Source organism: Bacillus sp. AFS002410, from assembly GCF_002556365.1.
In the GTDB taxonomy this organism is placed as follows: domain Bacteria; phylum Bacillota; class Bacilli; order Bacillales; family Bacillaceae_G; genus Gottfriedia.
Window position 1 is genome coordinate 1 of the sequence record NZ_NUEU01000105.1, and the last position, 21,197, is coordinate 21,197.

The window sequence follows — 21,197 nt, forward strand, 5'->3', positions numbered from 1 at the left end:
ACCAGTATTACCAGTAGCACCAGTAGGACCAGTAGCACCAGTAGGACCAGTAGGACCAGTAGCACCAGTATTACCAGTAGCACCAGTATTACCACTAGCACCAGTATTACCAGTAGCACCAGTAGAGCCAGTAGCACCAGTAGCACCAGTAACCCCAGTAGAGCCAGTAACACCTGGATCACCAGTAGCCCCAGTTAGACCAGCAGCACCTGTAGTTCCACTTGATCCTGTAACACCGGTAGCACCTCTTTTACCTCTTTCCCCTTCTTCGCCTTGTTTACCTCTTGGCCCTCTAGGTCCCGGAGGCCATGGAATATAACAACATTGACAATTACCATGGCTGTAGCAACCACATTCGCTATGACAATCACGTTGTTTACAATGATTGCATTGACAATTACATTGTTTAGATTTGTTACAATTACAACCATCATTTTTTTTTCGATCTTCTTTGCCCAATAAATCACCTTTTCTATATTTATATAGACAATTTTCCTCAATTGATAGCTAGCTTGTCCTATTTATAACTAGCCCTATATTACTATGCTTACTTGACATGTTTTGTTCATACATTTAACTAGTTTATTAATATTCTTATTTTTATTTCAAATAGATTTGTTCCCTAAAAAATGAATCGATTTTTAGTAAGGTTGAGGATGACCAACACTGAAGTCTAAATAAATAGTTTAAATCTATTAAAGCTTTATTTAACTTACTTAATTACAGTTTCTTTTGAGGTAAAAAGCAAATGGTTAAAGATGAAAAGAAGGAGATTTACTAAGTAAATTGAATTAAAGTTAAAGGTTAATTAAAATTATTTAGTTTTTTGGCAGCTCTTATTCTACGTATCTGACAAAATAACTATAAAAATAACTACTTTATATTATTTAAATGTACTAAATGACAAAGTTGATAGGAGAAAGATTTAATATGAACTACATAAAAGAAATGAGAAAGTTAATTGGAAATGAAATACTATTTACAGTTGGTTGCGGGGTCATTATTGAAGAAGACAATGCTATATTATTACAGCACCGTACCGATGAAGATAATTGGTGTATTCCTGGTGGAGTAATGGAAATTGGAGAAACATTTGAAGATGCTGCAATGAGGGAAACATTTGAGGAAACAGGTTTAACAGTTAATGAAATAGAGTTATTTGGTATTTATTCTGGAGAAAGCTGTTTTGTTGAATATCCTAATAAAGATAAGGCTTACAGTGTCCAAGTAATTTTTAAGACAACAAAATTTACTGGTGAGTTAATACAAAAAGGGATTGAAAGCAAGGAGCATAAATTCTTTAGCAAAATGGAATTACCGAGTAACTTAAATCCGCGTCAAAAACCATTTATTCTTGATTGGGTAAATGGAAATAAAAGCCCAATAATTAGCTAATGAATGATTTTGACTATTAAAACATTCGATCAAAAGGATATTATACTCATTAATTGGTTAATCATATAAATTTATATTAATTACATAAGTCTGTGGAGGTAAAAATGACGTTTAAAAGAAAAATGCTTAACTCTAGTTTATTCATTTTAACAACTATTACACTAGCAGCATGTAATACTGAAAATATTTCAACAAAAAAAGCGACAGTAAATAAAGCAGTCATCTCTTCAAATGAAATACAAAAAGGTTTTACTTTAGAAGAATTAGATATTGAAAAGATTAATGAATCGGATTTAAAACAAAAAATTAATATGCAAAATGATAATGGTGTCTATTTATATGATTATAAAAGTAAAAAAGAAATATATATTTTGTTTAATGGAGTAGGTACAAACTATTCCAATATTAAATTCAAAATGAACGGTCAAAAATTAGCAATCTCATATCGATCAACAGTAGATAAAGGTATGAACATACAGTCATTATTTGAGCTTAAATCAACTAAACAATTCGATGGAAATTTTACAATCATTTTGAAAAATAACGATAAAGAAACTGCATTTGCTAATATTTATACACAGTAAATATAAAAGCACTTCAAATAATCTTGGAGTGCTTTTCTGTTTACTTAAGAGCATTTATCTATGTATATAGATGTTTTGTTGCATAATCAGTTGGATATGGATGGGAAAATAAAATTAAATATTTACCATTAGGAGAATTATTATGAAAAAGTTACTTAAAATCTTTAAAAATATGTTTTTGGATATATTTTCAATGGGAAAGGGTTTTATATATGGCTTTTTTATGATAGGGTTATTAGTTATAATTGGTAGTACTATTGTTTACGGAGTTCTTTTATTAAAAAATATTATTTTTTAATGATTAAATCTTATTATAGAACTAACTGAACGTTAGTCGTCAATATGTAGTTTAATGTCGTATATTAATGAGGTGTTTATTTGAGTAAAGCTAAAGGTAAAGGCGGAACAGGTAGAGGTACAGATAAGAAGGGTTGGAATAGGTGGCAAGCTAGTGCAAAAAAAGCAAAAAGTGCGAAACCGTATGTAAGTAAGGGTACCAAAAATAAGACAAAAACAAATGAAAGTAAATAAATAATATAATATTTTTTAGGTGAATTTGATTATTTTTAAGTTTATTGTTAAAATTGGAATATTAAAATGTGTGTAACTCACACAAGGAGGAAACATTAATGGAACATGGTAAAGTAAAATGGTTTAATGCAGAAAAAGGTTTTGGATTTATCGAGCGTGAAAATGGTGATGATGTATTCGTTCATTTCTCAGCAATTCAAACTGATGGATTTAAATCATTAGATGAAGGACAAGCAGTTACATTTGAAGTAGAACAAGGTCAACGCGGACCACAAGCAACTAATGTAAAAAAAGCATAATTTAACTAAAAGAAGTCGGACTCTATGAAATAGAATCTGACTTTTTTTCTTAATAAATATAAACTTATTTAGAATAACTTTAGGTATTTTTTTTAGTAATAGTTTTTTAATGAAAGTTTAATCAGCAATCGTTGGAACTTGTTTATTAAATAACTAAAGGAGAAAATTAAATGAAAAAGTATTTGTTGTTTGTTTTAAGTTTTATTTTATTATTTGGTGTTATAAATGTTTTTTCAGGAATGTTGCAAACTGTTTTTTATCAACCTGATTTTTCTAATTTATGGAACAATGTTGAGCAATTACATAATGAAGTGATCTTTGTAAAAAGTTCATCAACTCCAACTATAATTGTTACGCTGATTTCTGCTACGATCGCTTTTTATCTGCAAAGTCGCTTAAGTAATAAGTCAGTTTTAACTAACTAATTCTTTGTTAGTCAATAAAAAATGAGTCACAGCAGTGGCTCAATTTTTTATGATTCATAGTTAAAAGATATTGGTATGAAAATGAGAAGTTACATAAAGGGTGTTGCAAAATGAATAAAAGAATTTGTGGTAAGATTGTCACAGAGGGCGATGAACTATTTTACAAAGTAACTGGGAATGGGGTACCGCTAATATTAATTCCTGGTGGTGGCGGTGATGGAGATACTTTTCTGCCACTAGCTGATGCGATGTCTAATCAATTTAAAGTGATCACTTTTGACCGTAGAGCAAATGCAAGAAGTACAGCAAATAATACGGAAAATTTTTCAGTTGCACAACAAAGTCGTGATGTGCTTGCTGTCATTGGAGCAGTTGGCGAAGAATCTGCCTTGTTTTTGGGAATAGTAGTGGGGGAGTAATTGCACTGGAGCTAGTTCAGAATTTTCCCGAGGTAGTTCGATTAGCGGTAATTCATGAACCACCGTTAGCAAACTTTGCGAATGATCAAGAGAGATGGTTGAAATTCTTTGATGACTGCTATCAACTAGCTTTGAGCAAAGACTCAAATAAGGCAGCTACAAAGTTTGGAATGGGTGTTATGGGACGTAAAACGATCGCACCTTTGCTATCAGATATCAGGTTGAAAGCATACTTGAGGAAAGAGCCAAAACTTCCAGGAGAGGTGCGTATACCTGAAAGAATTGCTGATGCTATTTTTATCAAACATGAATTAATTGCAGTAACAAATTACATACCAAATATGGATATCTTGCGTGAACATAAAGAAAAATTAATCTTTGCAGCGGGCGACTGGTCTGTGAATAAGAATGTTTGGTTTGCTGAGGTGGCACAAAATCTATCTAATGAAATTGGTAGTACATTGATCACACTCCCAGGCTCGCACGTATCATTTATGGATAAGCCTAAAGAATGGGCAAGGGTCTTAAGCGCTTGCTACAATAAACCACAGTAATTTAGGTAGTGCCGAGTGTTTAGGGGTACCTTGGAGCCTTTTAAAGTTTAGCAAAAAAAGGAAAGATATGATCGAGCATTTGGAAATAATACAGTGAGTTGTTCACAATTGGTCGTCTTCATTATTTAGGTTCTAGGAAATTGCTTACTTGAATAAATCAGGTGTGTGGAGCAGTAATTCAAGGAGGAATATGCTCCTTTTTGCTGAATGTATCTTGAAAGCAATTATTTTGTGAAATTTAACAACGAAAATTTATCATTAGAGGTATTGTGATTATGGGGAACTTAAAAAGATATGTTAAATGGGTTTTCAAATTTAACAATAGAAAATATGATTTAATCGAATTATTATTAGAGATTATATTTTTGCCTTTAATTTTTGTTGGAGCTAGATTTCTTCTAAGTCATTATCCTTTTATGGTTACTTTATTAGCGGTGTTTGTGGCGATCAATCTTTATGCATTCGCAGATACCTTATTGAGAAAAACTTTGGAAGGAATTAATGTAAATATTCCAAAATGGATTAGTATTATTCCGAGTATATGTGTCTTTGCTTGTATTATTTTTATTTATAAGTAGAGGTGATCATTAAACTTACTCAACAAAGAGAACAATTTTTCAAATTTAATTTAGAAAATAAAGTGTATTAGTTCAATAAACGCATATATACCAGTCTAAAGTAAGACCACATTTTTTATGGTCTTTTTCTTTTGTTCAAAAATCATCATTCAAATTTATTAGAATCTATTAAATAAATGTAGGACTAATTTAAAACATATAGAATATTTATTTTAAAGAATAAATGGACTTTGGAGGAGAAAAAATGAAAATTGCTTTGTTAATTATTGATATGCAAAAGATATTTTTAGAGGATAAAAAAGAGCAGTTGAATGTCGAAGGTGCTTGTGAGTATATTAACTATGTTGCTGAGTCGATTCGGTCAAAAAAACATTTAGTCATACATGTTCAGGATGTTGAAGGTGCCGATGAGATTAATTCTGAATCGCTTGCTTTTATTCCTGAAATAAATGTAGATCAACAAGATATTTGTATTAGGAAGGAACAGTCAAATGCATTTTGGAATACAGAATTGGAATCGATTTTAAAAGAAAATGATGTTAAGTTAGTGATTGTGGCTGGCTTTGCAGCAGAGCATTGTGTACTTTTTACATATAATGGAGCTATTGAGAGGGGATTTAAAGCGGTTATATTACAAAATGGGATATTAAGCACAAAAAGTGATGTAATAACTCAAACATATCGTGATCGTAATATAATTTCTTATAATGTATTGCCATTTATTGTATAAGCTTTTGTATTCAAGTAGAATTTCAAAGTATGTTTATAAAGAAAAAGGTCCTCAACTTTAGGAGCAAACAAAAAACCACAAGTTAATTTAAACTTGTGGTGATTTTTTTTATATTTATCTTTCTATAGCAATCTTAAATTTTTTAGTGTATGCGAATTAATTCATAAATATCAGAGTCAAATCGAACTCTTGTATGTTTAGATTCAATTCGTTCTAGTTCTTCTGCTTCTTCTCTCAACTCTCCAAACCACCAAAATTTGATTTCAGTTAATAAATTAGTAAGCATCTTATTCCCCCTAGGTTGAAAATACCTTAACACTTATAGATTATAAAACTCTTTTTTTAAGCTAAGATTAATCTGATGTAAAATGATGGAAAAGTTTTTATGAAGTGAACGCAACGAACTCTATTAATTGTAGGGAGTAGAAACTGTTAAAAATAAATCCAATGACGCTAAATAAAAATTTTGAAAATTTGAATTAAATAAAAGGGAAATTATGGATAGATGTAGAATACTAAATTATACCTCAAAGATTTATCCTTTATGTATAAATCCCAAAAAGGAGCTGGTAGCATGTCAAAATTTAGATTAATTCCTTTTAAGTTGGAAGAAGTTAAGGATTATACGAAGGAAGTACCACCTGGAGTTCAGTTAATCGAAGCTAAGTCTATTTGGGAAAAAGGGTGTCAAGGGGAAGATGTGGTCGTTGCAGTTATTGATACAGGCTGTCAAACCGACCATCCTGATTTACAAGATCGAATTATTGGTGGATATAATTTTACTGAAGACTACGGTGGAGATCCAAACGTATTCTTAGATAATAATGGACATGGGACACATGTATGTGGAACGATTGCTGCTTCTGAAAATGGAGAAGGAGTAGTCGGCGTTGCTCCAAAAGCAAAGATTCTAGCTCTTAAAGTACTGACTGGTGCTGGTGAGGGAAGTATTGAATCAATTGTACAAGCCATTGATTATGCAACAAATTGGAAAGGTTCTAATGGAGAAACAGTGCGAGTGATTTCAATGTCATTAGGTGGACCAGGGGATGATACTTCGTTACATGCGGCGATTCAAAGAGCGGTTGAACAGAATATTGCCGTTGTATGTGCAGCTGGAAATGAAGGTGACGGAGATGGATCGACTGATGAATACAGCTATCCTGGTGCATATGATGAAGTAATAGAAGTAGGTTCTGTAAATCTTCAAAAACGGTTATCACAATTTAGTAATACAAATGATGAAATTGATTTGGTTGCACCAGGAGAAAAGATTCTATCGACCTATCCAACAAATCAATTTGCCGTACTTTCAGGTACTTCGATGGCAACACCGCATGTTTCAGGAGCGCTTGCTTTATTAATTCAACTATACGAAACTGAGACGAACAAGAAAATCACAGAATCAGAACTATTTGAGCTTCTAATTAGTCACACTGTCCCACTCGGATACAGTACACTAGAGGAAGGTCATGGACTTTTAAATCTAGGCGTAAATGTTCCTGCTAAATCTGGAATGTAATATATTAATAGGTAAGTCCCGGGTAGTGTTAGTAGACTATTCGGGACTTTTTTTGTTAGATTGAAAATAACTAATAAATGGGGTGAAATTGATGTTCAAAAACCAAGTAACAGAACTTTTAAATATCGAATATCCAATTATTCAAGCACCAATGGCTGGCGGAATTACAACTTCGAATCTTGTTGCCGAAGTATCAAATTGCGGTGGTTTAGGTACAATCGGGGCCGGATATATGACGCCTCCGCAAATACGTGAACAAATTAGAGAAATAAAAAAATTAACCACTAAACAATTTGGAATAAATTTGTTTGTTCCAAATGATTTCAAAATTGATGAAAATGAAATAGAAGCAAGTAATAATTTGTTATTACCAATAAATGAAGAACTAAATTTAAAACAAGATGAGCGGGTACAAGTACCAAATTTTAATAGACTTACAGAAACATTTCATGAACAAATTAAAGTAATTATTGAAGAGAAGGTTCCTATTTGTTCTTTTACTTTTGGTTTACCGTCTATTGAATTAATTAAAGAATTAAATTTTCATAATATTATTTTGATCGGAACAGCTACAACGGTAAAAGAAGCGATTGAAATCGAAAAAGCAGGAATGGATCTAGTTGTTGTTCAAGGTAGTGAGGCAGGTGGACATAGAGGTAATTTTATAAGTGACGATCAAGAAAGTTTAATTGGGTTAATGTCACTAATTCCACAAGTTGTAGATCACGTGAATATTCCAGTAATTGCTGCAGGCGGTATTATGGATGGAAGAGGATTAACTGCGTCCATGTGCTTAGGGGCAAAAGCGGTTCAAATGGGTACTGCATTTTTAACTTGTATGGAAAGTGGGGCACATGAAGTACATAAAAATGCAATTTTAAATGCAACTGAAGAGCAGTTAGTTTTGACACGAGCATTTTCAGGGAAATGGGCAAGAGGAGTCGGAAATAAATTTGTTATGGAAATGAGACAACACGAAAACACATTTCCTCAGTTTCCTATACAAAATACGATAACACAATCAATTCGAAAAGCAGCTACCATACAAAGTAATAAAGGGTATATGTCTCTTTGGTCAGGACAAAGTCCGAGATTAGCTAATCATGTAACTGTAAAAGAATTGATTACTAAAATAATAGATGATGTCAAAAAAATAAAAATAGAATTTTAACATCTAATGAAAATGCGATTAAATAAGGTTCTTATTTTAGTTCTCGTAAAGCTAATTAAAGAACCTTATTAATCTATTAAAGTAAAGATTTTTCGACTACTTCAATAACATTTGATCAATATAAGTCTTAATCGCATCAATATTACCAGAAACTTGCTCTTCTCTAAGTTCATCCTTTTTCAATTTATGTAGTGACTTTTCCAAAATTGTTTGTGCATCAGATTGAGGGATTACAACAACTCCATCAGCATCACCTACAATAATATCTCCTGGGTTTACTGATGCACCTCCACAAGAAATCGGAACATTAATTTCTCCAATTCCATGTTTCCCACTTGAAGCTACAGTGGTGCCTTTACAAAATACTGGGAAATTTAATTTCTTCGTACCGCTTATATCGCGAATTACCCCATCAACAACAATCGCACTAACCCCCATTGTTTTTGCCATTCCTACAACAAAGTCTCCTGCGATTGCTCGATACTGATCTCCTTTAGCGTCAATGACAATCACATCTCCAGGAGTCGCTTCTCGAATTGCTTTTAACACTGCTAAATTATCACCAACAGGAATTTTAACTGTCAGTGCTTTTCCTACAAAATTATATTCTTCTTTTAAAGGCTTAATGGAAGGATCCATATTATTTAATCCATCCATCACATCTGAAATGCAAGTTGTTGGGATATTTTTAAATTGATTAATCATAAAAATCACTCCTCAAGTCGATTAGTTCTTATATTATTGTACAAAAAACTTAATTAAGTGAGAATTTTAAAAAAATTATTGAGCTTGATAAAAAATAATTATCGATTTAAAAAAGGTTGCAATGGATTAATATAGAATAAAATAAGTTGATAATAAAAATTATTGAATTTTTAATACAGACGTTTGGGATGTTTGTCTCAATTTGAATGAAAACTGTCAAACGTAAAAAACAACAAACCCATTATTATTAATATTTTATATATGATACTTTTTAGACCAAACATAGCTCAATTATATGTACATACAGTGCATGTAATGTAACATGATTGACTTCATTTTTTAATATATAGATACATCCTTGTATAGTAACATTTAATTAAGGAGTTGAGGTGCTTGAGAGGAAAAGCTAAATACGTCTATATAACTCACAAAGTTAAAATAGAATCTACAGAAAAATTAGAAAAGCTATCCCAACTTACAGGGAAAAGCAGTGCAGAACTATTGGAAAAAATGATTGAAGAAATGTACGAATTTCAAATAAATCAAAATGAATTTGAAAATCATAATGAATTTGAAAATCATAATGAATTTCTTAACAATAATGTAGATTCGGATAGTATAACAGATCAGGAAATAAGAGATGCAGAACAAAGATGGAGAAACTCAAAAGAAGGCGTAAAAGATTTTAGTCAAAGAATGGAAGACTGGAAAAGGGAAGAAAAAAGAAAAAATGCTGAGAAAGCAAAAGAATACAAAAAGAAAATAGTTGATTGGGCTAGAGTATGGGAAGAGTATTTAAGAAATTACTCTACTTCAATCAAAAAAAATAAAAAACATAATTTTAAGTACTTCGATCCTAATGAACATGCTGAAGTTTGGAAGAAGCAAATGAGAGAATATACAAAAATGTGGCATCCAGATTATGCACCGGATAACGGAAATGCTCAGAAGTTTGGTGAGATGAAGGCCGAATACGATATTTTAAAAGGTAAAATTCCGACTGAGAAATATAGTTTATAAAATGTCTCTAATACATAATAATTCAATATAGTATTAGTAATAGATAAATAGTAGTGGAGCAAAATAGTTCCACTACTCTTATTAGCATATTCTAGATAGATTTTTAATCTTCTTTTGCACTATCCTCAGCGATCACTCTAAGCTCTTGATAAAAGATATCGTGATTGCACTCCGGATTTTCTGCTTGTTTATATTTGTCAACAATTTCAAGCAATTCACCAGTGTCACCTTTTGCATTTATTATTTCCAACAACTGATTCATATCATCAGTATATTCATCCTCTTTTTTCATTACATAACCCCCATTCATTACGTTTTGGTACATATTTGCAACCATGTATTATTTAAACAAATACTATAATTGTTATCTCCTTACTAATTGTAAAAAATTCTTCATTCATTAAATTTAAAACGACGCACAGCAGTAAACTCCTATTTTGACTCAATTATATTTCTAATTAGAATGACCAATTCATCGAATCTTAAAGTTTCTTGTGTATTTTCACGTACTAACAATTTTAAATAGAGCAGCATTATGAGTATTAAATTAAAAATTTGAAGAATATAGATTTGATTTTTTTTGTGAAATAGTATAATTAGGATATAAATTACGTTTGCAGAAATACTATTAGTTAACTAAAAACTTAATTATTGTAATCACTGATTGAATGAAGAACGGTAGGGGATTAATATGACATTTAACTTTAATGAAGAACATAATCGAAGAAAAACGAATAGTACGAAGTGGGATTCAGTTGATAAAGTATTTGGTAATACAGAAGTTTTACCTTTATGGGTTGCTGATATGGATTTTGCTTGTGCTCCTGGAATTGTAGAAGCGATCACTAAAAGAGCCCAACATCCTATTTACGGGTATGGCCATATTCCTGAAGATTTTTTTGCTTCAGCTATGAAATGGGCAAACAAGCGCTATAATACTTCAATTAAACGCGAATGGTTAACGACTGTACCTGGTGTAGTTCCAGCGTTAAATTTAGCAATTGATGCATTTACGAAGCCTGGAGATGAAATCATCATTCAACCACCAGTTTATTTTCCATTTTTCAGTACGATCAAAAATAATGGTAGAAACATCATTGAAAATTGTTTAATCGAAGAAGATGGCTATTACTATATGGATTTAGAAGATCTACAAAATAAAATTACAACTAAAACTAAAATGATAATTTTATGTAGCCCAGCAAACCCAATCGGAAGAGTATGGACGAAAGAAGAATTATCAGGACTATTAGAAATATGTAAAAAGAATAAAATTATTGTCATAGCAGATGAAATTCACGCTGATTTAGTTTATGAAAAAGGAAGTCATACACCATTTTATTCTTTAAGTGAAGACGCGGCAAACATGAGTATAACGTTTATGTCTCCAAGTAAAACATTTAATATTGCGGGCTTATTTTCTTCACTTGCTATTATTCCAAATCCAGATCTATCAATTGAATTTACACATGCTATTGCACGTGCGAGTTTGGAAAATTTAAATATATTTGGTATTGAATCAGTAATTGCAGCCTATAACGAAGGAGAAGAATGGTTAGATGAGCTACTGGTCTATTTAAAAGGGAATGCAGAGTACATACATAATTACTTAAAAACGAATATTCCAGAAGTGAAAATGAGAGTTACTGAAGCGACCTATTTAGGATGGCTTGATTTTAGAGGTCTAGGCCTAAAAGGCGACCATTTAAACGAATTCATAATAAACGATGCGAAATTAGGTTTAAATGAAGGTCGTGGTTTTGGACAAAATGGTGATGGCTTTATGCGATTAAATTATGCCTGCACTAAAAAAACATTAGAAGAAGCGATGGCACTTTTAGAGAAAGCAGTCAAAGCTTATAAATTAAACGTTTAATCAAAATTAACAAGGAGGTGGTTTTAATGACTATGAAAATTACACCATGTATTGTAATGAGTGGTAATGCTAAAGAAGCAGTTCATTTTTATGAAAGGGAACTTGAGGCAAAAATTCTTTCTATACAAACTTATGGAGAAATGCCATTCCCTTGTTCTGAAGCCTTAAAGAGTCGTATTTCTAACGCAATACTAAAAATTGGTGAAAGTGAACTGATCTTATTTGACGCACCTACTCAGACAAATCCAGACGTAAGTAGTGAAGAAGTGGAATTTGTACAACCTGCTCAAAATAAAAAAGTAGAAGTTACCATTAACCTTTCAGTAGATAATGTAGAAAAAACTAGACGTATTTTTAATTCATTACGACAAGGTGGACAGATCATCGCACCACTAGAGGAGGTTCCATTTAGCCCTGCATTTGGAACAGTAACAGATCAGTTTGGCGTTACATTCATTTTAATTACTCAACAATAAAAAATAGATTAATTGTTAATGTTTTATAAAATGAGCATTAACACTGAGGAGAAAAAATGGAAAATATTAATGTTGATTTAGTTAAAAACTTAATCAAAGAACAATTTCCACAGTGGTCTAATTTAGAAATAAAACCTGTTGAATTAAGCGGACATGATAACAGAACCTTCCATTTAGGAGATCGAATGAGTGTTAGATTACCAAGTGCAAAAGGCTATGTCCCTCAAGTTGAAAAGGAACATACTTGGCTGCCAAAATTGGCTAGTAAACTAAGTTTACCGATCTCTAAACCGCTAGCTAAAGGAAAACAAAGTAAATACTATCCATGGCCTTGGACTATAAATGAATGGATTGCTGGGGAAACATTGAATAAAAATAATATAAGTGATTTAAATAATTTCGCAACTGATCTAGGGCAATTTTTAAATGAACTACAGTTAATTGACGCAAGTCACGGACCAAAAGCAGGAGAGCATAATTTCTATAGAGGCGGAAATCTAGCTGTTTACGATAAAGAAACAAGAGAGACAATCGATCAAACAAAAGAGATTTTTAACGAAGATTTAGTAACAGAAATTTGGCAAACAGCTCTTAACTCCAAATGGGACCGAGTACCAGTATGGGTACATGGTGATATTGCTCCTGGGAATTTACTTGTAAATAATGATAAGCTATGTGCTGTAATTGACTTTGGAATTCTTGGCGTAGGAGACCCTTCTTGCGATGCTGCAATGGCGTGGACATTTTTCGATGCTCCTAGTAGAAAAACCTTCAAAGAAGTTTTAAAGTTTGATGAAAACACTTGGAATAGAGCAAGAGGTTGGGCATTATGGAAGGCTTTAATTACTTATGATGCAAATAAGGGATCTAATATAGCAATTGAAGATGAAGCATTTAACACGATTAATATCATAGTTAAAGAATACATTTCTAATAAGTATTAAATTGAATTGAGCTGCGAATATTGCAGCTCGATTTTTTTTTTGGTAAACGTTATAAAGGAAAAAACATGAAAGTATTAAATCTTGTTCATACTAAAGTTGGGAGGTAATCCAACTATGTTGCAAAAATTATTAGCTAGTTTTTTCATATTAACACAATCTGTTGAACTTCCTGACAGCTTAACTGTTATTCAACAGGGTCATCCAATTGCAGTTGTAAATCGGACGGATTTTACAATAGCACTACCAGGGACACCAATGATAAATGATAAAAAGTTTAATGAATTTATTGAAAAACTTGATCAACAAATTTACCGTAAACCGATCAATGCATCTATTAATGATGCAGGTAGAATTGTGCCTGGTCAAGTCGGTTACAGACTTTATCGAAAAGAGTTTAAAGATAAATTTACTACATATTTTTATGGAAAAGGTCCATCACAAATTGAAGTACCAGAATTAGATATTTATCCGAAAGTTGATAGCGAATTATTAGCCCACATTAAAATTCAACAAATCGGTCAATATGTAACATATTTTAATGCAAATAATACAAGTCGTGTACACAATATTTCACTTGCTGCAAAAGCAATAGATAATTATGTGGTTTTCCCGAATGAAGTTTTTTCCTTCAATAAGGTTGTAGGAGAAAGAAGCGGCGCAAAGGGATATAAACGAGCACCAATTATCGTAAGAGGCGAATTGTCTGAGGGCGTTGGAGGAGGAATATGCCAAGTGTCTTCAACACTTTTTAATGCCGTTGATCGTGCGGGTTTAAAAATAATTGAACGATATTCACATAGTAGGCGAGTACCGTATGTACCTGCAGGCCGTGATGCGACAGTTAGCTGGTACGGGCCGGACTTCCGTTTTCAAAATAAATATAATCAACCAATCTTAATTCGAGCAAAAAGATATGGTGCTAGCATGATTGTTACACTACATTCTTCTGATGTGATTAATTATGAAATGAAAAATGTTCCGATTGCACCAAAACGTCTACCTGAGGAAATAAATACAGAAGAAGACCGACATCATTCCAATCCTTCTAGAAAAGGAAAAATTGTACCACCGCATAATTTGGTTGGGGATTAAAATTATTGAGCAATTATATGGTGACCCACAAGGTAAATTAATTTACCTTGTGGGTTTTTAATGTTTTTCGTGAATCGGTGGGTATAATTAGTCGATTAGGTGATATATCAACGAGAACAATCAATATATCAACGAGAATAGCCTATTTATCAACGAAAACTAGTATTATATCAACGGAGTTCACAACTTTATCAATATTGTTCACTTAGTGTTCGTAATTTAAGAAATAAACTTCAACCCACAGAATACGCCTCAAACCCGTTATGCACGAAATTCCGTATTTTATGAACAAAAATCAGTACTTTATGCACGAAAATACTTACTTTATGAGCAAAGTTCACAACTTTATGAATAAAGTTCAAAATTTGTTCGTATTTAGGTAAAAGCATGCCATTATATTTAATTCAAAATTATGTGAAATCTAATACGTTCAACCCTAGACATATAGAAACGAAGGATTTAGAATGATAAGAAAGATTGGAAAACAAAGGAGAATTGCATGACAAAAAGAACTGTCTTATTTGATTCGAAAGATATGGAACGAAATACTTTACCTTTTTATTACGATTACGGGAAGATCATCTCAACAATCCAACATAAGCTTTTTGAACGATTTGATGTAGAATTCCAAATGTATTCTGATGAAGAAACAACAAATGAAATTTGGGAAATTCTTGAAGAGGATCTTAAAGAGGAATCGATTGAAGTTCAATTAATCAGCCATATTTATAAAGAGCTTGAAACAAAAACTATTTCTTCGAATCACACTGAAAAAGTAATGGAACTCATTATTAAACCTCGAGTTGAAAATGGGCTATATTATTATCCGAATTATGGGGTAGCTTTATCGAAAGCAATGATTTTTGAAGCTGATAATCAGTATAATAGAGACTTAATTTTTGCTAAAAATGATGCGTGTCTTTCATCCTTTTTTCAATATGTGTTAAAAAGAAAACGAGATTATATTAAAAATTATGTAACGGTATATACAGATACAGATGACGGTGTAGAGACTTCAATTGAAAATATCACTAAAATGGTTAGTAGGGAAGATGTGTTTTTAGAGGAGCCGTTAAAAAGAGAAATTTATCGATCAATTGACCATTTTTTTAATGAAGGGCGAGAGTTCTTTAAAACTTATGATATCCCTTATAAACGAGGATTTTTATTGTTTGGAGATCCGGGTAATGGAAAAACGACTTTAGTAAAATCAATCGCAAGTAGTATTAATGCACCAGTTGCGTATTGGCAAATAACAGAATATACATCAAGCTACACAATTAAGGAAGTCTTTAGTTCAGTATTAAAATTAACGCCAATGGTATTGGTAATAGAGGATATTGATAGTATGCCTGCATCAGTACGTTCAGTATTTCTAAATACGATTGATGGTGCAACTTCAAAAGAAGGTTTATTTTTAATTGGGACAACTAATTATCCTGAAAGAATCGATCCAGCATTAATGAATCGCTCTGGTAGATTTGATCGAGCTTATGAAATTAAGCAACCAACAAAAGAAATGCGCTCTAGTTATTTACAGAAGAAAAAACTATCTAGGATTTTAAATGATGATGAAATGCAGTTATTAATTGATTCAACAAGTGATTTTTCATATGCCCAATTGAATGAGTTATATATTTCAATCATTATCGAGTGGGATTGTGAACAAAAGGTTGATATTATTCGTCTTTGCGATGAAATGAGATCAAGTTTACGTAAACAGAAAAAACAAAATTGGGAAAAGGCTCAATCTGTTGGGTTTTCTTTTGAATAATTGGATTCAGTATTTGGGTGTACATTGGATATGAAAATAAATTAAATTAAAGATAGAAGCCGAATTGTGCTTCTATTTTTTTTTACGAAATTGACTACTTGAGCAGGATGACATTAATCCGACAAATTTTCAGTAATTTTTTTTATTTATTCTTCAATAGTTTTTATATAGTCTCTTATAGCTTTTTCTGTCTTTTTTCTATAAAACCATTTGAGAATTGGTTTTAATAGATTTAACATTGCAGCCAATGTTGTCTCACCTTCACTTAGTTTTAATATTCTTAAATGTCGACATTAAATACATTATTCAATCCCTTTCAATTGGACAGGGTGATTAAATTAGTTAGTATATAATTTTTCTGTCAGTTTTACGTAAATAATACGATTGCCTACAAAAAAAGTTGCCTAAGCAACTTTTCGTTCTTTAAGTTAAATAAATTTTTACTGTGAATTTACTTCATACGCAACTCGAATGCCAGATTCAATCGCACCTTGCATCCAACCTGGTATTGATGATGTGTGTTCACCTGAAAAATGTATTCGTCCTTCTGGAGAACCGATATAATCTCCAATTTCCTTTTGTTGATCTGGCTTTAACATGGAAACTGCTCCGGCTGCATATGGATCTTGGGTCCAGCTATGAGTGAAGCCTGTTACAAATTCAGTATATACTTGATTGCCAAATAAATAGGATAAATCTTTTAATGCTTGTTGAATCCGTTCATTTTCAGACAGACTATCCCAATATAAGGCATCGTCCTCCCAAGTGTAGCTAGCTAAAACAGTTCCAGGTCCATCACTGCCTAAATTTCTACTAGGATAATAGGTAAAACGTATAGGTAAATCAGTAATTGACCTTCCTCCATATATTCCTTCTTTCTCCCAGAATCTCGTATTAAATTGTAAACCAATTTTAGTGGATGCCAAATAGTGAGTGGTTCGGATTGCTAGCCACTTACTATACGATATGGAATTCTGAGGTATGATTTCTACAAAATTAAGTACTGAGAATGGAACAGTAATAATCGCCAGATCTGAAGAAGTTTGAAATGATTCGTTACTTTGTGTGTGTACCGTTTGAATTGTTATTTGCTCCTTATCTTGAGTTATTTTTGTCATTTTTTGACCATAAAATAGTTCTTTTTTTAATTGAGATAAAAATGCATTTGGCAGTTTATCGTTTCCCCCAGTAATTTCATATAAATTGGGGTTTGAAAATAAAATCATGAATTCTCTTAATATACCTGTAAATGCTAATTCTGGAAATCCTCTTGTACCTACAAGGGCTTTAATTGATTCAACAGCATTTTGGGATAATTTAGTACCGTTCGGATTATATTTTAAAAACTGATCCATCGAATAATGGTCAAAATGCTTGATAACCTCTTCCCAATGAGCATCAGGATTTTGATTAATATAATCTAAAATAGGTTTAAGAACTAATTCTAAAAGCTGTTCATAGCTCAATCCATTTTCTGAAGGAGTGACTGGATAGCCTAAAATATCTGGATTTTGTTCGTATTCCTTTTTTGTAGTTTTTACTCCATTAATATAAATCAAGTCATTCTGAGTACTATTAATAAACCTATGAACAGATAAATTAAATTTATTAATATATTCAAAAACAAGATAATGAGTTTCAGGTATACGCATAGCACCATAATCCATGTATTGGCTATTGGTAAAAGCTTTTCTTTCCGTATAAACTCTCCCACCTACACGATTATTTGCTTCTAATATGATCACTTGATGACCTGATTCCTTTAATAATGAAGCGGCTACTAGACCTGCCAATCCTGCTCCGACAATCGTAATTTTTTGTGGATTATTCGTTTTAGTTAATCCATTACGAATGATGGAAATCATCTGGTCCTTTGAAAGTTTATGGATTAGACTCATAAGAACCAACTCTTTCTATAAATTTTTTTATCATTTGAAATTTTATTCTCTTTTAATCATATTTAGAATAATTAAGGCTACTGCTATATAAAAACTGCGCAAAGACAACTTACTTAAAGGGAAGTTTGCAAGTAAGCAAAAAAAATATACTTTTAATCCCATTTTTGAATAAAGTTAAACGAAGAATTAATAAATAGTTGGAAATTATCAGAAAAAACTGATTGAAAAACGACATCGGTGTCGCTATAATTAAATAAAAAAGACACCAATGTCGTTTTAAGGGGGTAAGTTTGATGAAGGGGATCATGAATAATAAAGGTTTCTTGACATTAATGACGGCTCAAGCAATTTCTAGTATAGGAGATTGGTTAAGTATTGTAGCAATTGTTACTCTTGTTGGGATAAAGTGGAATGCAACGCCGATTGAAGTATCATTTATTATTTTATGTCTTGCTGTCCCAATGGCTTTATTAGGACCGGTAGCAGGGACGATAGCAGATCGGTTTGGGCGAAAATATTTAATGGTTATCTCTGATCTTGTTCGGGCGGGATTGTTTGTTATCCTTGCATTAGCAAATACTTTGTGGATGGTTTATATTTGTTTGTTTACAATTGGCCTATTTTCTGCAATTTTTAATCCTGCAAAAAACGGTAAATTAAAAGAATTAGTTCCGAATGAAGAAATAAAGAGTGCGATGTCTATTACAACGATGATTGACTCGGCAACGAAAATTTTTGGACCGATTTTAAGTGGGATACTAGTTTCAGCAGCTGGTACTACGCCAGTTTTTTATATTAATTCAGTTTCTTTTATTATCTCGGCAATCTTAATTTTCTTTCTGCCAAAAGCTGTTGAGCAAATTAAAGAAGAAAAAGAAAAGGGCAAATCTACTTTTAAAGCTGAATTTTTGGAAGGCGTTACATTTATTAAATCAAATACACAAATTTTAGTAGGTATGTTGTTTTTAGGTTTTAGTCTATTAATCTTGCAATTATCAGATTCACAAATTATCGTTTTAATCAGGGAACTTAAAAATGCATCTCCAGGTTTATTCGGCTATTTAGTAACTGGATCTGGGGTTGGAATGTTTTTTTCTAGTTTAATTTTAGTTAAGAAAACGAATTATCGTGCCTATCCTTTAATGTTAATTGGAGTTTGTGGAATCGGACTTGGTTTTGGTATGATGGCGGTATTCACACATTATAATGTCGATTATTCAATTGTTTGGGCACCGTTATTAGGTCTGTTTGCAGGCTTTGCAGCTTGTTTAGTTTTTGTACCATTCCAGGCATCAGTTCAAGTCGAAACACCTGTTGCGTTAACAGGAAGAGTATTTGGTGTAATAGGTAGTGTAACAACTACTGCAACAATTATCGGCCCGTTATTAGGAGGGTGGTTATCAACGGTTTTAGGTGTTATTCCAACATTTATAATAACTGCGTCTCTTTTAGTGTTTGTTTCACTAATCGGACTTTTAACAAAAAACAGATTAGAGCGGAGGAAGAAAGATGTCTCCGAAAGTCAGCAAGGAGCACCAACAGCAACGTCGAACTAAAATATTAGAAGCTGCTAAACAAGTATTTATTGAAAATGGTTATGAAAGAACTACGATGAAGCATGTAATGGATGCATCAAACGTAAGTCGAGGTGGATTATATCAATATTTTGCTAATAAAGAAGATTTGTTTGAAGCCATCCTAGCTGATTCACTTTCGAGGGTGTATGATGAAACACGTAAGAAGTTAAATCAAAAAGTTGATTCATATTGGGAGTTACTTTTACTAAGACTATTTGGTGAAAGCAGGGTGCCAAATGATAAAATGGATCCTTTGGCACCAAGTACTTTAGAGTTTTTTATTACTGGTCGAAATGATAGCAGAAGAAGAAAATATGGAAAAGAGCGCTATCATTTTGGGATAAAAATCTATTCTGATGTCATTAAAGAAGGTCAAAAAAATAAAGAATTTAGCACTAAGTATGATAGTGAAATAGTAGCAAGAATGATTGTTTCTTTTATTGATGGACTAGCGTTAGATTATGCAATCATTTCGAATGAGGAATTGATGATGAGAGAACAATCAATCTTGTTTGTAGAATTTTTAAAAATGGCTCTAGAAGTCTAATAAAAAAGTGGGTGTCCAATAGGCTATATGGACACCCTCATTTTCTATATATGGAAAATATTCTGAAGAAAAGTGGTTGAAATAAAAGTCGGAGTGCAAATAAAACTGTGCAATGTGCAAATAAGAAATTAGAGACTGCAAATAAAGGCCGAAGTGCAAATAAAACTGTTCAATGTGCAAATAAGAAATCAGAAACTGCAAATAAAATCAGTAAAACTGCAAATAAAAATATAGAAACTGCAAATAAAATCAACGAAACTGCAATTAAATTCCCTGTTAGATAGGAAAATACCCATACCGGTTAGGGTACTTAGCCTGATTATTGTTCAAAAGTAGATGTACAAAGCTAGAAATTTAAAAAAATTGCTCTAATTCTTTCTGAAACGCCTAAAAAAGTGAAGAAATCTACTATTTATCTATAAAAAAAATCAACTCTAATTGAAAAACAGCACTAAGATACCCCACTTAAATAAACGATATTTCTCGTAAATAAATAAGGGCTGCCTATTCGTTAGTTGCGCTGACTTTTAGGACGTTCTCAAGTAGCCGTTTATTCTCTTTTATCACTACTACTAATTTATGACACTTAAATTTTTATCATGTAGTAAAAGATTTCTAAATAAAGAAGTTTTCATTATGTGAAATGGAAGGTAAATAGATAAAATAATTGAATTTACATATTATGGGAAAACAAAAGTTAGGAGGACGGCACATAAAATTGAAAACTAAGATTATGGCAATACTATTGATGAACAAAGGAGTGATTACATGAATTTTCGAACGAAGGAACAAATTTTAGAAGAACAGCCATCTATCGAAAGAAAAATAGAATTTAGAGGTAATAAATACAAACTAATAAATACAGTTCACGATGTTTCACACGGTGGAATTGAAGATCTTACATGTTATACATACCGAAATGAAACGGAAAATGCAGAAATATTATTATATGTACAACAAGGGAAAATTGTTATTGTTGAACTATAAGAATAAGATTAAAGACTGTCTTATACAATAAAGGCAGTTTTTCTTTTTTTAGGTTAAAATGACGATATTTAGAGATATTAAATAGAAAAATTA

At 31.9% G+C, this 21,197-nt stretch carries 26 protein-coding genes and 1 pseudogene; 22 read left to right on the plus strand and 5 right to left on the minus strand.

Annotation, left to right across the window (positions count from 1 at the left end; all coding sequences use genetic code 11):
• Positions 1-459 (minus strand): annotated as a pseudogene (locus tag CN692_RS24520) (hypothetical protein); the annotation flags it as partial.
• Positions 460-930: 471 nt separating this feature from the next.
• Here CN692_RS24520 and CN692_RS24525 point away from each other — a divergent pair.
• From CN692_RS24525 to CN692_RS24565, 10 genes are all read left to right on the plus strand, one after another.
• Positions 931-1,395, plus strand: coding sequence for an NUDIX hydrolase (locus CN692_RS24525; RefSeq protein WP_098121754.1), 465 nt, complete (start codon positions 931-933; stop codon positions 1,393-1,395).
• A 104-nt stretch (positions 1,396-1,499) separates the two neighbouring features.
• Complete coding sequence (locus CN692_RS24530; RefSeq protein ID WP_098121755.1) at positions 1,500-1,979, plus strand: hypothetical protein; 480 nt, start codon at positions 1,500-1,502, stop codon at positions 1,977-1,979.
• 142 nt (positions 1,980-2,121) lie between these two features.
• Positions 2,122-2,277: a hypothetical protein gene (locus CN692_RS26405; RefSeq protein ID WP_179874548.1), complete on the plus strand. Its 156-nt coding sequence runs from the start codon at positions 2,122-2,124 to the stop codon at positions 2,275-2,277.
• 80 nt (positions 2,278-2,357) lie between these two features.
• Positions 2,358-2,510, plus strand: coding sequence for a DUF3934 family protein (locus CN692_RS24535; RefSeq protein ID WP_098121756.1), 153 nt, complete (start codon positions 2,358-2,360; stop codon positions 2,508-2,510).
• Positions 2,511-2,608: 98 nt separating this feature from the next.
• Positions 2,609-2,809, plus strand: coding sequence for a cold-shock protein (locus CN692_RS24540; RefSeq protein WP_069032402.1), 201 nt, complete (start codon positions 2,609-2,611; stop codon positions 2,807-2,809).
• A gap of 170 nt (positions 2,810-2,979) precedes the next feature.
• Positions 2,980-3,234 (plus strand): hypothetical protein, encoded by a 255-nt coding sequence (locus tag CN692_RS24545; RefSeq protein WP_098121757.1) that lies wholly within the window; start codon positions 2,980-2,982, stop codon positions 3,232-3,234.
• A 110-nt stretch (positions 3,235-3,344) separates the two neighbouring features.
• Positions 3,345-3,653, plus strand: coding sequence for an alpha/beta fold hydrolase (locus CN692_RS24550; RefSeq protein ID WP_098121758.1), 309 nt, complete (start codon positions 3,345-3,347; stop codon positions 3,651-3,653).
• A gap of 233 nt (positions 3,654-3,886) precedes the next feature.
• Complete coding sequence (locus CN692_RS24555; protein ID WP_142317573.1) at positions 3,887-4,207, plus strand: hypothetical protein; 321 nt, start codon at positions 3,887-3,889, stop codon at positions 4,205-4,207.
• 275 nt (positions 4,208-4,482) lie between these two features.
• Positions 4,483-4,785 (plus strand): hypothetical protein, encoded by a 303-nt coding sequence (locus CN692_RS24560; RefSeq protein ID WP_098121760.1) that lies wholly within the window; start codon positions 4,483-4,485, stop codon positions 4,783-4,785.
• Positions 4,786-5,029: 244 nt separating this feature from the next.
• Positions 5,030-5,515 carry a cysteine hydrolase family protein gene (locus CN692_RS24565; protein ID WP_098121761.1) on the plus strand — a complete coding sequence of 162 codons (486 nt, stop codon included), beginning with the start codon at positions 5,030-5,032 and terminating at the stop codon, positions 5,513-5,515.
• A 142-nt stretch (positions 5,516-5,657) separates the two neighbouring features.
• On the opposite strand, the gene CN692_RS26410 is transcribed toward CN692_RS24565, so the two are convergent.
• On the minus strand, positions 5,658-5,801 hold the full coding sequence (locus CN692_RS26410) for a hypothetical protein (RefSeq protein WP_172445037.1): 144 nt from the start codon (positions 5,799-5,801) through the stop codon (positions 5,658-5,660).
• 258 nt (positions 5,802-6,059) lie between these two features.
• On the opposite strand from CN692_RS26410, the gene CN692_RS24570 reads away from it, so the two are divergent.
• Both CN692_RS24570 and CN692_RS24575 read left to right on the plus strand, forming a co-directional pair.
• Entirely contained in the window at positions 6,060-7,037 is a 978-nt protein-coding gene (locus CN692_RS24570) for a S8 family peptidase (protein WP_373605056.1), read from the plus strand.
• 91 nt (positions 7,038-7,128) lie between these two features.
• Entirely contained in the window at positions 7,129-8,208 is a 1,080-nt protein-coding gene (locus CN692_RS24575; protein ID WP_098121763.1) for an NAD(P)H-dependent flavin oxidoreductase, read from the plus strand.
• Between the two features lie 96 nt (positions 8,209-8,304).
• Here CN692_RS24575 and CN692_RS24580 read toward each other — a convergent pair whose 3' ends face one another.
• A complete protein-coding gene (locus CN692_RS24580; RefSeq protein ID WP_098121764.1) occupies positions 8,305-8,913 on the minus strand; it encodes an RraA family protein in 609 nt (202 codons plus the stop codon).
• Between the two features lie 393 nt (positions 8,914-9,306).
• Here CN692_RS24580 and CN692_RS24585 point away from each other — a divergent pair, with 393 nt between their 5' ends.
• Complete coding sequence (locus CN692_RS24585; RefSeq protein WP_098121765.1) at positions 9,307-9,933, plus strand: hypothetical protein; 627 nt, start codon at positions 9,307-9,309, stop codon at positions 9,931-9,933.
• A gap of 103 nt (positions 9,934-10,036) precedes the next feature.
• On the opposite strand, the gene CN692_RS24590 is transcribed toward CN692_RS24585, so the two are convergent.
• Positions 10,037-10,225, minus strand: coding sequence for a hypothetical protein (locus CN692_RS24590; protein WP_069034362.1), 189 nt, complete (start codon positions 10,223-10,225; stop codon positions 10,037-10,039).
• 399 nt (positions 10,226-10,624) lie between these two features.
• On the opposite strand from CN692_RS24590, the gene CN692_RS24595 reads away from it, so the two are divergent.
• The 5 genes from CN692_RS24595 to CN692_RS24615 all read left to right on the plus strand — a co-directional run bounded on the left by CN692_RS24595 (position 10,625) and on the right by CN692_RS24615 (position 16,095).
• Entirely contained in the window at positions 10,625-11,809 is a 1,185-nt protein-coding gene (locus tag CN692_RS24595) for a MalY/PatB family protein (protein ID WP_098121766.1), read from the plus strand.
• 26 nt (positions 11,810-11,835) lie between these two features.
• Complete coding sequence (locus tag CN692_RS24600; RefSeq protein WP_098121767.1) at positions 11,836-12,285, plus strand: VOC family protein; 450 nt, start codon at positions 11,836-11,838, stop codon at positions 12,283-12,285.
• A 56-nt stretch (positions 12,286-12,341) separates the two neighbouring features.
• Positions 12,342-13,229 (plus strand): aminoglycoside phosphotransferase family protein, encoded by an 888-nt coding sequence (locus tag CN692_RS24605; protein WP_098121768.1) that lies wholly within the window; start codon positions 12,342-12,344, stop codon positions 13,227-13,229.
• A gap of 114 nt (positions 13,230-13,343) precedes the next feature.
• Entirely contained in the window at positions 13,344-14,321 is a 978-nt protein-coding gene (locus CN692_RS24610) for a VanW family protein (protein ID WP_098121769.1), read from the plus strand.
• Between the two features lie 499 nt (positions 14,322-14,820).
• Positions 14,821-16,095 (plus strand): ATP-binding protein, encoded by a 1,275-nt coding sequence (locus CN692_RS24615; RefSeq protein WP_257144122.1) that lies wholly within the window; start codon positions 14,821-14,823, stop codon positions 16,093-16,095.
• A gap of 440 nt (positions 16,096-16,535) precedes the next feature.
• Here the strand turns inward: CN692_RS24615 and CN692_RS24620 are convergent, their stop codons facing one another.
• Positions 16,536-17,993, minus strand: coding sequence for a flavin monoamine oxidase family protein (locus CN692_RS24620; protein ID WP_098121770.1), 1,458 nt, complete (start codon positions 17,991-17,993; stop codon positions 16,536-16,538).
• A gap of 293 nt (positions 17,994-18,286) precedes the next feature.
• Between CN692_RS24620 and CN692_RS24625 the strand changes: the two genes are divergently transcribed.
• From CN692_RS24625 to CN692_RS24635, 4 genes are all read left to right on the plus strand, one after another.
• Complete coding sequence (locus CN692_RS24625) at positions 18,287-19,549, plus strand: MFS transporter (RefSeq protein ID WP_257144123.1); 1,263 nt, start codon at positions 18,287-18,289, stop codon at positions 19,547-19,549.
• The gene (locus CN692_RS24630; protein WP_098121771.1) at positions 19,503-20,117 is read left to right on the plus strand and encodes a TetR/AcrR family transcriptional regulator; all 615 of its coding nucleotides are present in this window, start codon (positions 19,503-19,505) and stop codon (positions 20,115-20,117) included. Before CN692_RS24625 ends, CN692_RS24630 begins: the two co-directional genes overlap by 47 nt.
• A gap of 107 nt (positions 20,118-20,224) precedes the next feature.
• On the plus strand, positions 20,225-20,401 hold the full coding sequence (locus tag CN692_RS26415) for a hypothetical protein (protein WP_179865705.1): 177 nt from the start codon (positions 20,225-20,227) through the stop codon (positions 20,399-20,401).
• 484 nt (positions 20,402-20,885) lie between these two features.
• On the plus strand, positions 20,886-21,104 hold the full coding sequence (locus CN692_RS24635) for a hypothetical protein (RefSeq protein ID WP_098121772.1): 219 nt from the start codon (positions 20,886-20,888) through the stop codon (positions 21,102-21,104).
• Positions 21,105-21,197: the final 93 nt, after the last annotated feature.

Excerpts from the sequence above, each read along its gene's own strand:
- CN692_RS24630 (WP_098121771.1), top strand. The coding sequence starts at position 19,503 with ATGTCTCCGAAAGTCAGCAAGGAGCACCAACAGCAACGTCGAACTAAA.
- CN692_RS24635 (WP_098121772.1), top strand. The coding sequence starts at position 20,886 with ATGAATTTTCGAACGAAGGAACAAATTTTAGAAGAACAGCCATCTATC.
- CN692_RS24590 (WP_069034362.1), bottom strand. The coding sequence starts at position 10,225 with ATGAAAAAAGAGGATGAATATACTGATGATATGAATCAGTTGTTGGAA.
- CN692_RS26405 (WP_179874548.1), top strand. The coding sequence starts at position 2,122 with ATGAAAAAGTTACTTAAAATCTTTAAAAATATGTTTTTGGATATATTT.
- CN692_RS24595 (WP_098121766.1), top strand. The coding sequence starts at position 10,625 with ATGACATTTAACTTTAATGAAGAACATAATCGAAGAAAAACGAATAGT.
- CN692_RS24575 (WP_098121763.1), top strand. The coding sequence starts at position 7,129 with ATGTTCAAAAACCAAGTAACAGAACTTTTAAATATCGAATATCCAATT.
- CN692_RS24560 (WP_098121760.1), top strand. The coding sequence starts at position 4,483 with ATGGGGAACTTAAAAAGATATGTTAAATGGGTTTTCAAATTTAACAAT.
- CN692_RS24530 (WP_098121755.1), top strand. The coding sequence starts at position 1,500 with ATGACGTTTAAAAGAAAAATGCTTAACTCTAGTTTATTCATTTTAACA.
- CN692_RS24580 (WP_098121764.1), bottom strand. The coding sequence starts at position 8,913 with ATGATTAATCAATTTAAAAATATCCCAACAACTTGCATTTCAGATGTG.
- CN692_RS24610 (WP_098121769.1), top strand. The coding sequence starts at position 13,344 with ATGTTGCAAAAATTATTAGCTAGTTTTTTCATATTAACACAATCTGTT.
- CN692_RS24545 (WP_098121757.1), top strand. The coding sequence starts at position 2,980 with ATGAAAAAGTATTTGTTGTTTGTTTTAAGTTTTATTTTATTATTTGGT.
- CN692_RS24615 (WP_257144122.1), top strand. The coding sequence starts at position 14,821 with ATGACAAAAAGAACTGTCTTATTTGATTCGAAAGATATGGAACGAAAT.
- CN692_RS24540 (WP_069032402.1), top strand. The coding sequence starts at position 2,609 with ATGGAACATGGTAAAGTAAAATGGTTTAATGCAGAAAAAGGTTTTGGA.
- CN692_RS24600 (WP_098121767.1), top strand. The coding sequence starts at position 11,836 with ATGACTATGAAAATTACACCATGTATTGTAATGAGTGGTAATGCTAAA.
- CN692_RS24625 (WP_257144123.1), top strand. The coding sequence starts at position 18,287 with ATGAAGGGGATCATGAATAATAAAGGTTTCTTGACATTAATGACGGCT.
- CN692_RS24570 (WP_373605056.1), top strand. The coding sequence starts at position 6,060 with ATGTATAAATCCCAAAAAGGAGCTGGTAGCATGTCAAAATTTAGATTA.
- CN692_RS26410 (WP_172445037.1), bottom strand. The coding sequence starts at position 5,801 with ATGCTTACTAATTTATTAACTGAAATCAAATTTTGGTGGTTTGGAGAG.
- CN692_RS24565 (WP_098121761.1), top strand. The coding sequence starts at position 5,030 with ATGAAAATTGCTTTGTTAATTATTGATATGCAAAAGATATTTTTAGAG.
- CN692_RS24620 (WP_098121770.1), bottom strand. The coding sequence starts at position 17,993 with ATGAGTCTAATCCATAAACTTTCAAAGGACCAGATGATTTCCATCATT.
- CN692_RS24525 (WP_098121754.1), top strand. The coding sequence starts at position 931 with ATGAACTACATAAAAGAAATGAGAAAGTTAATTGGAAATGAAATACTA.
- CN692_RS24550 (WP_098121758.1), top strand. The coding sequence starts at position 3,345 with ATGAATAAAAGAATTTGTGGTAAGATTGTCACAGAGGGCGATGAACTA.
- CN692_RS24605 (WP_098121768.1), top strand. The coding sequence starts at position 12,342 with ATGGAAAATATTAATGTTGATTTAGTTAAAAACTTAATCAAAGAACAA.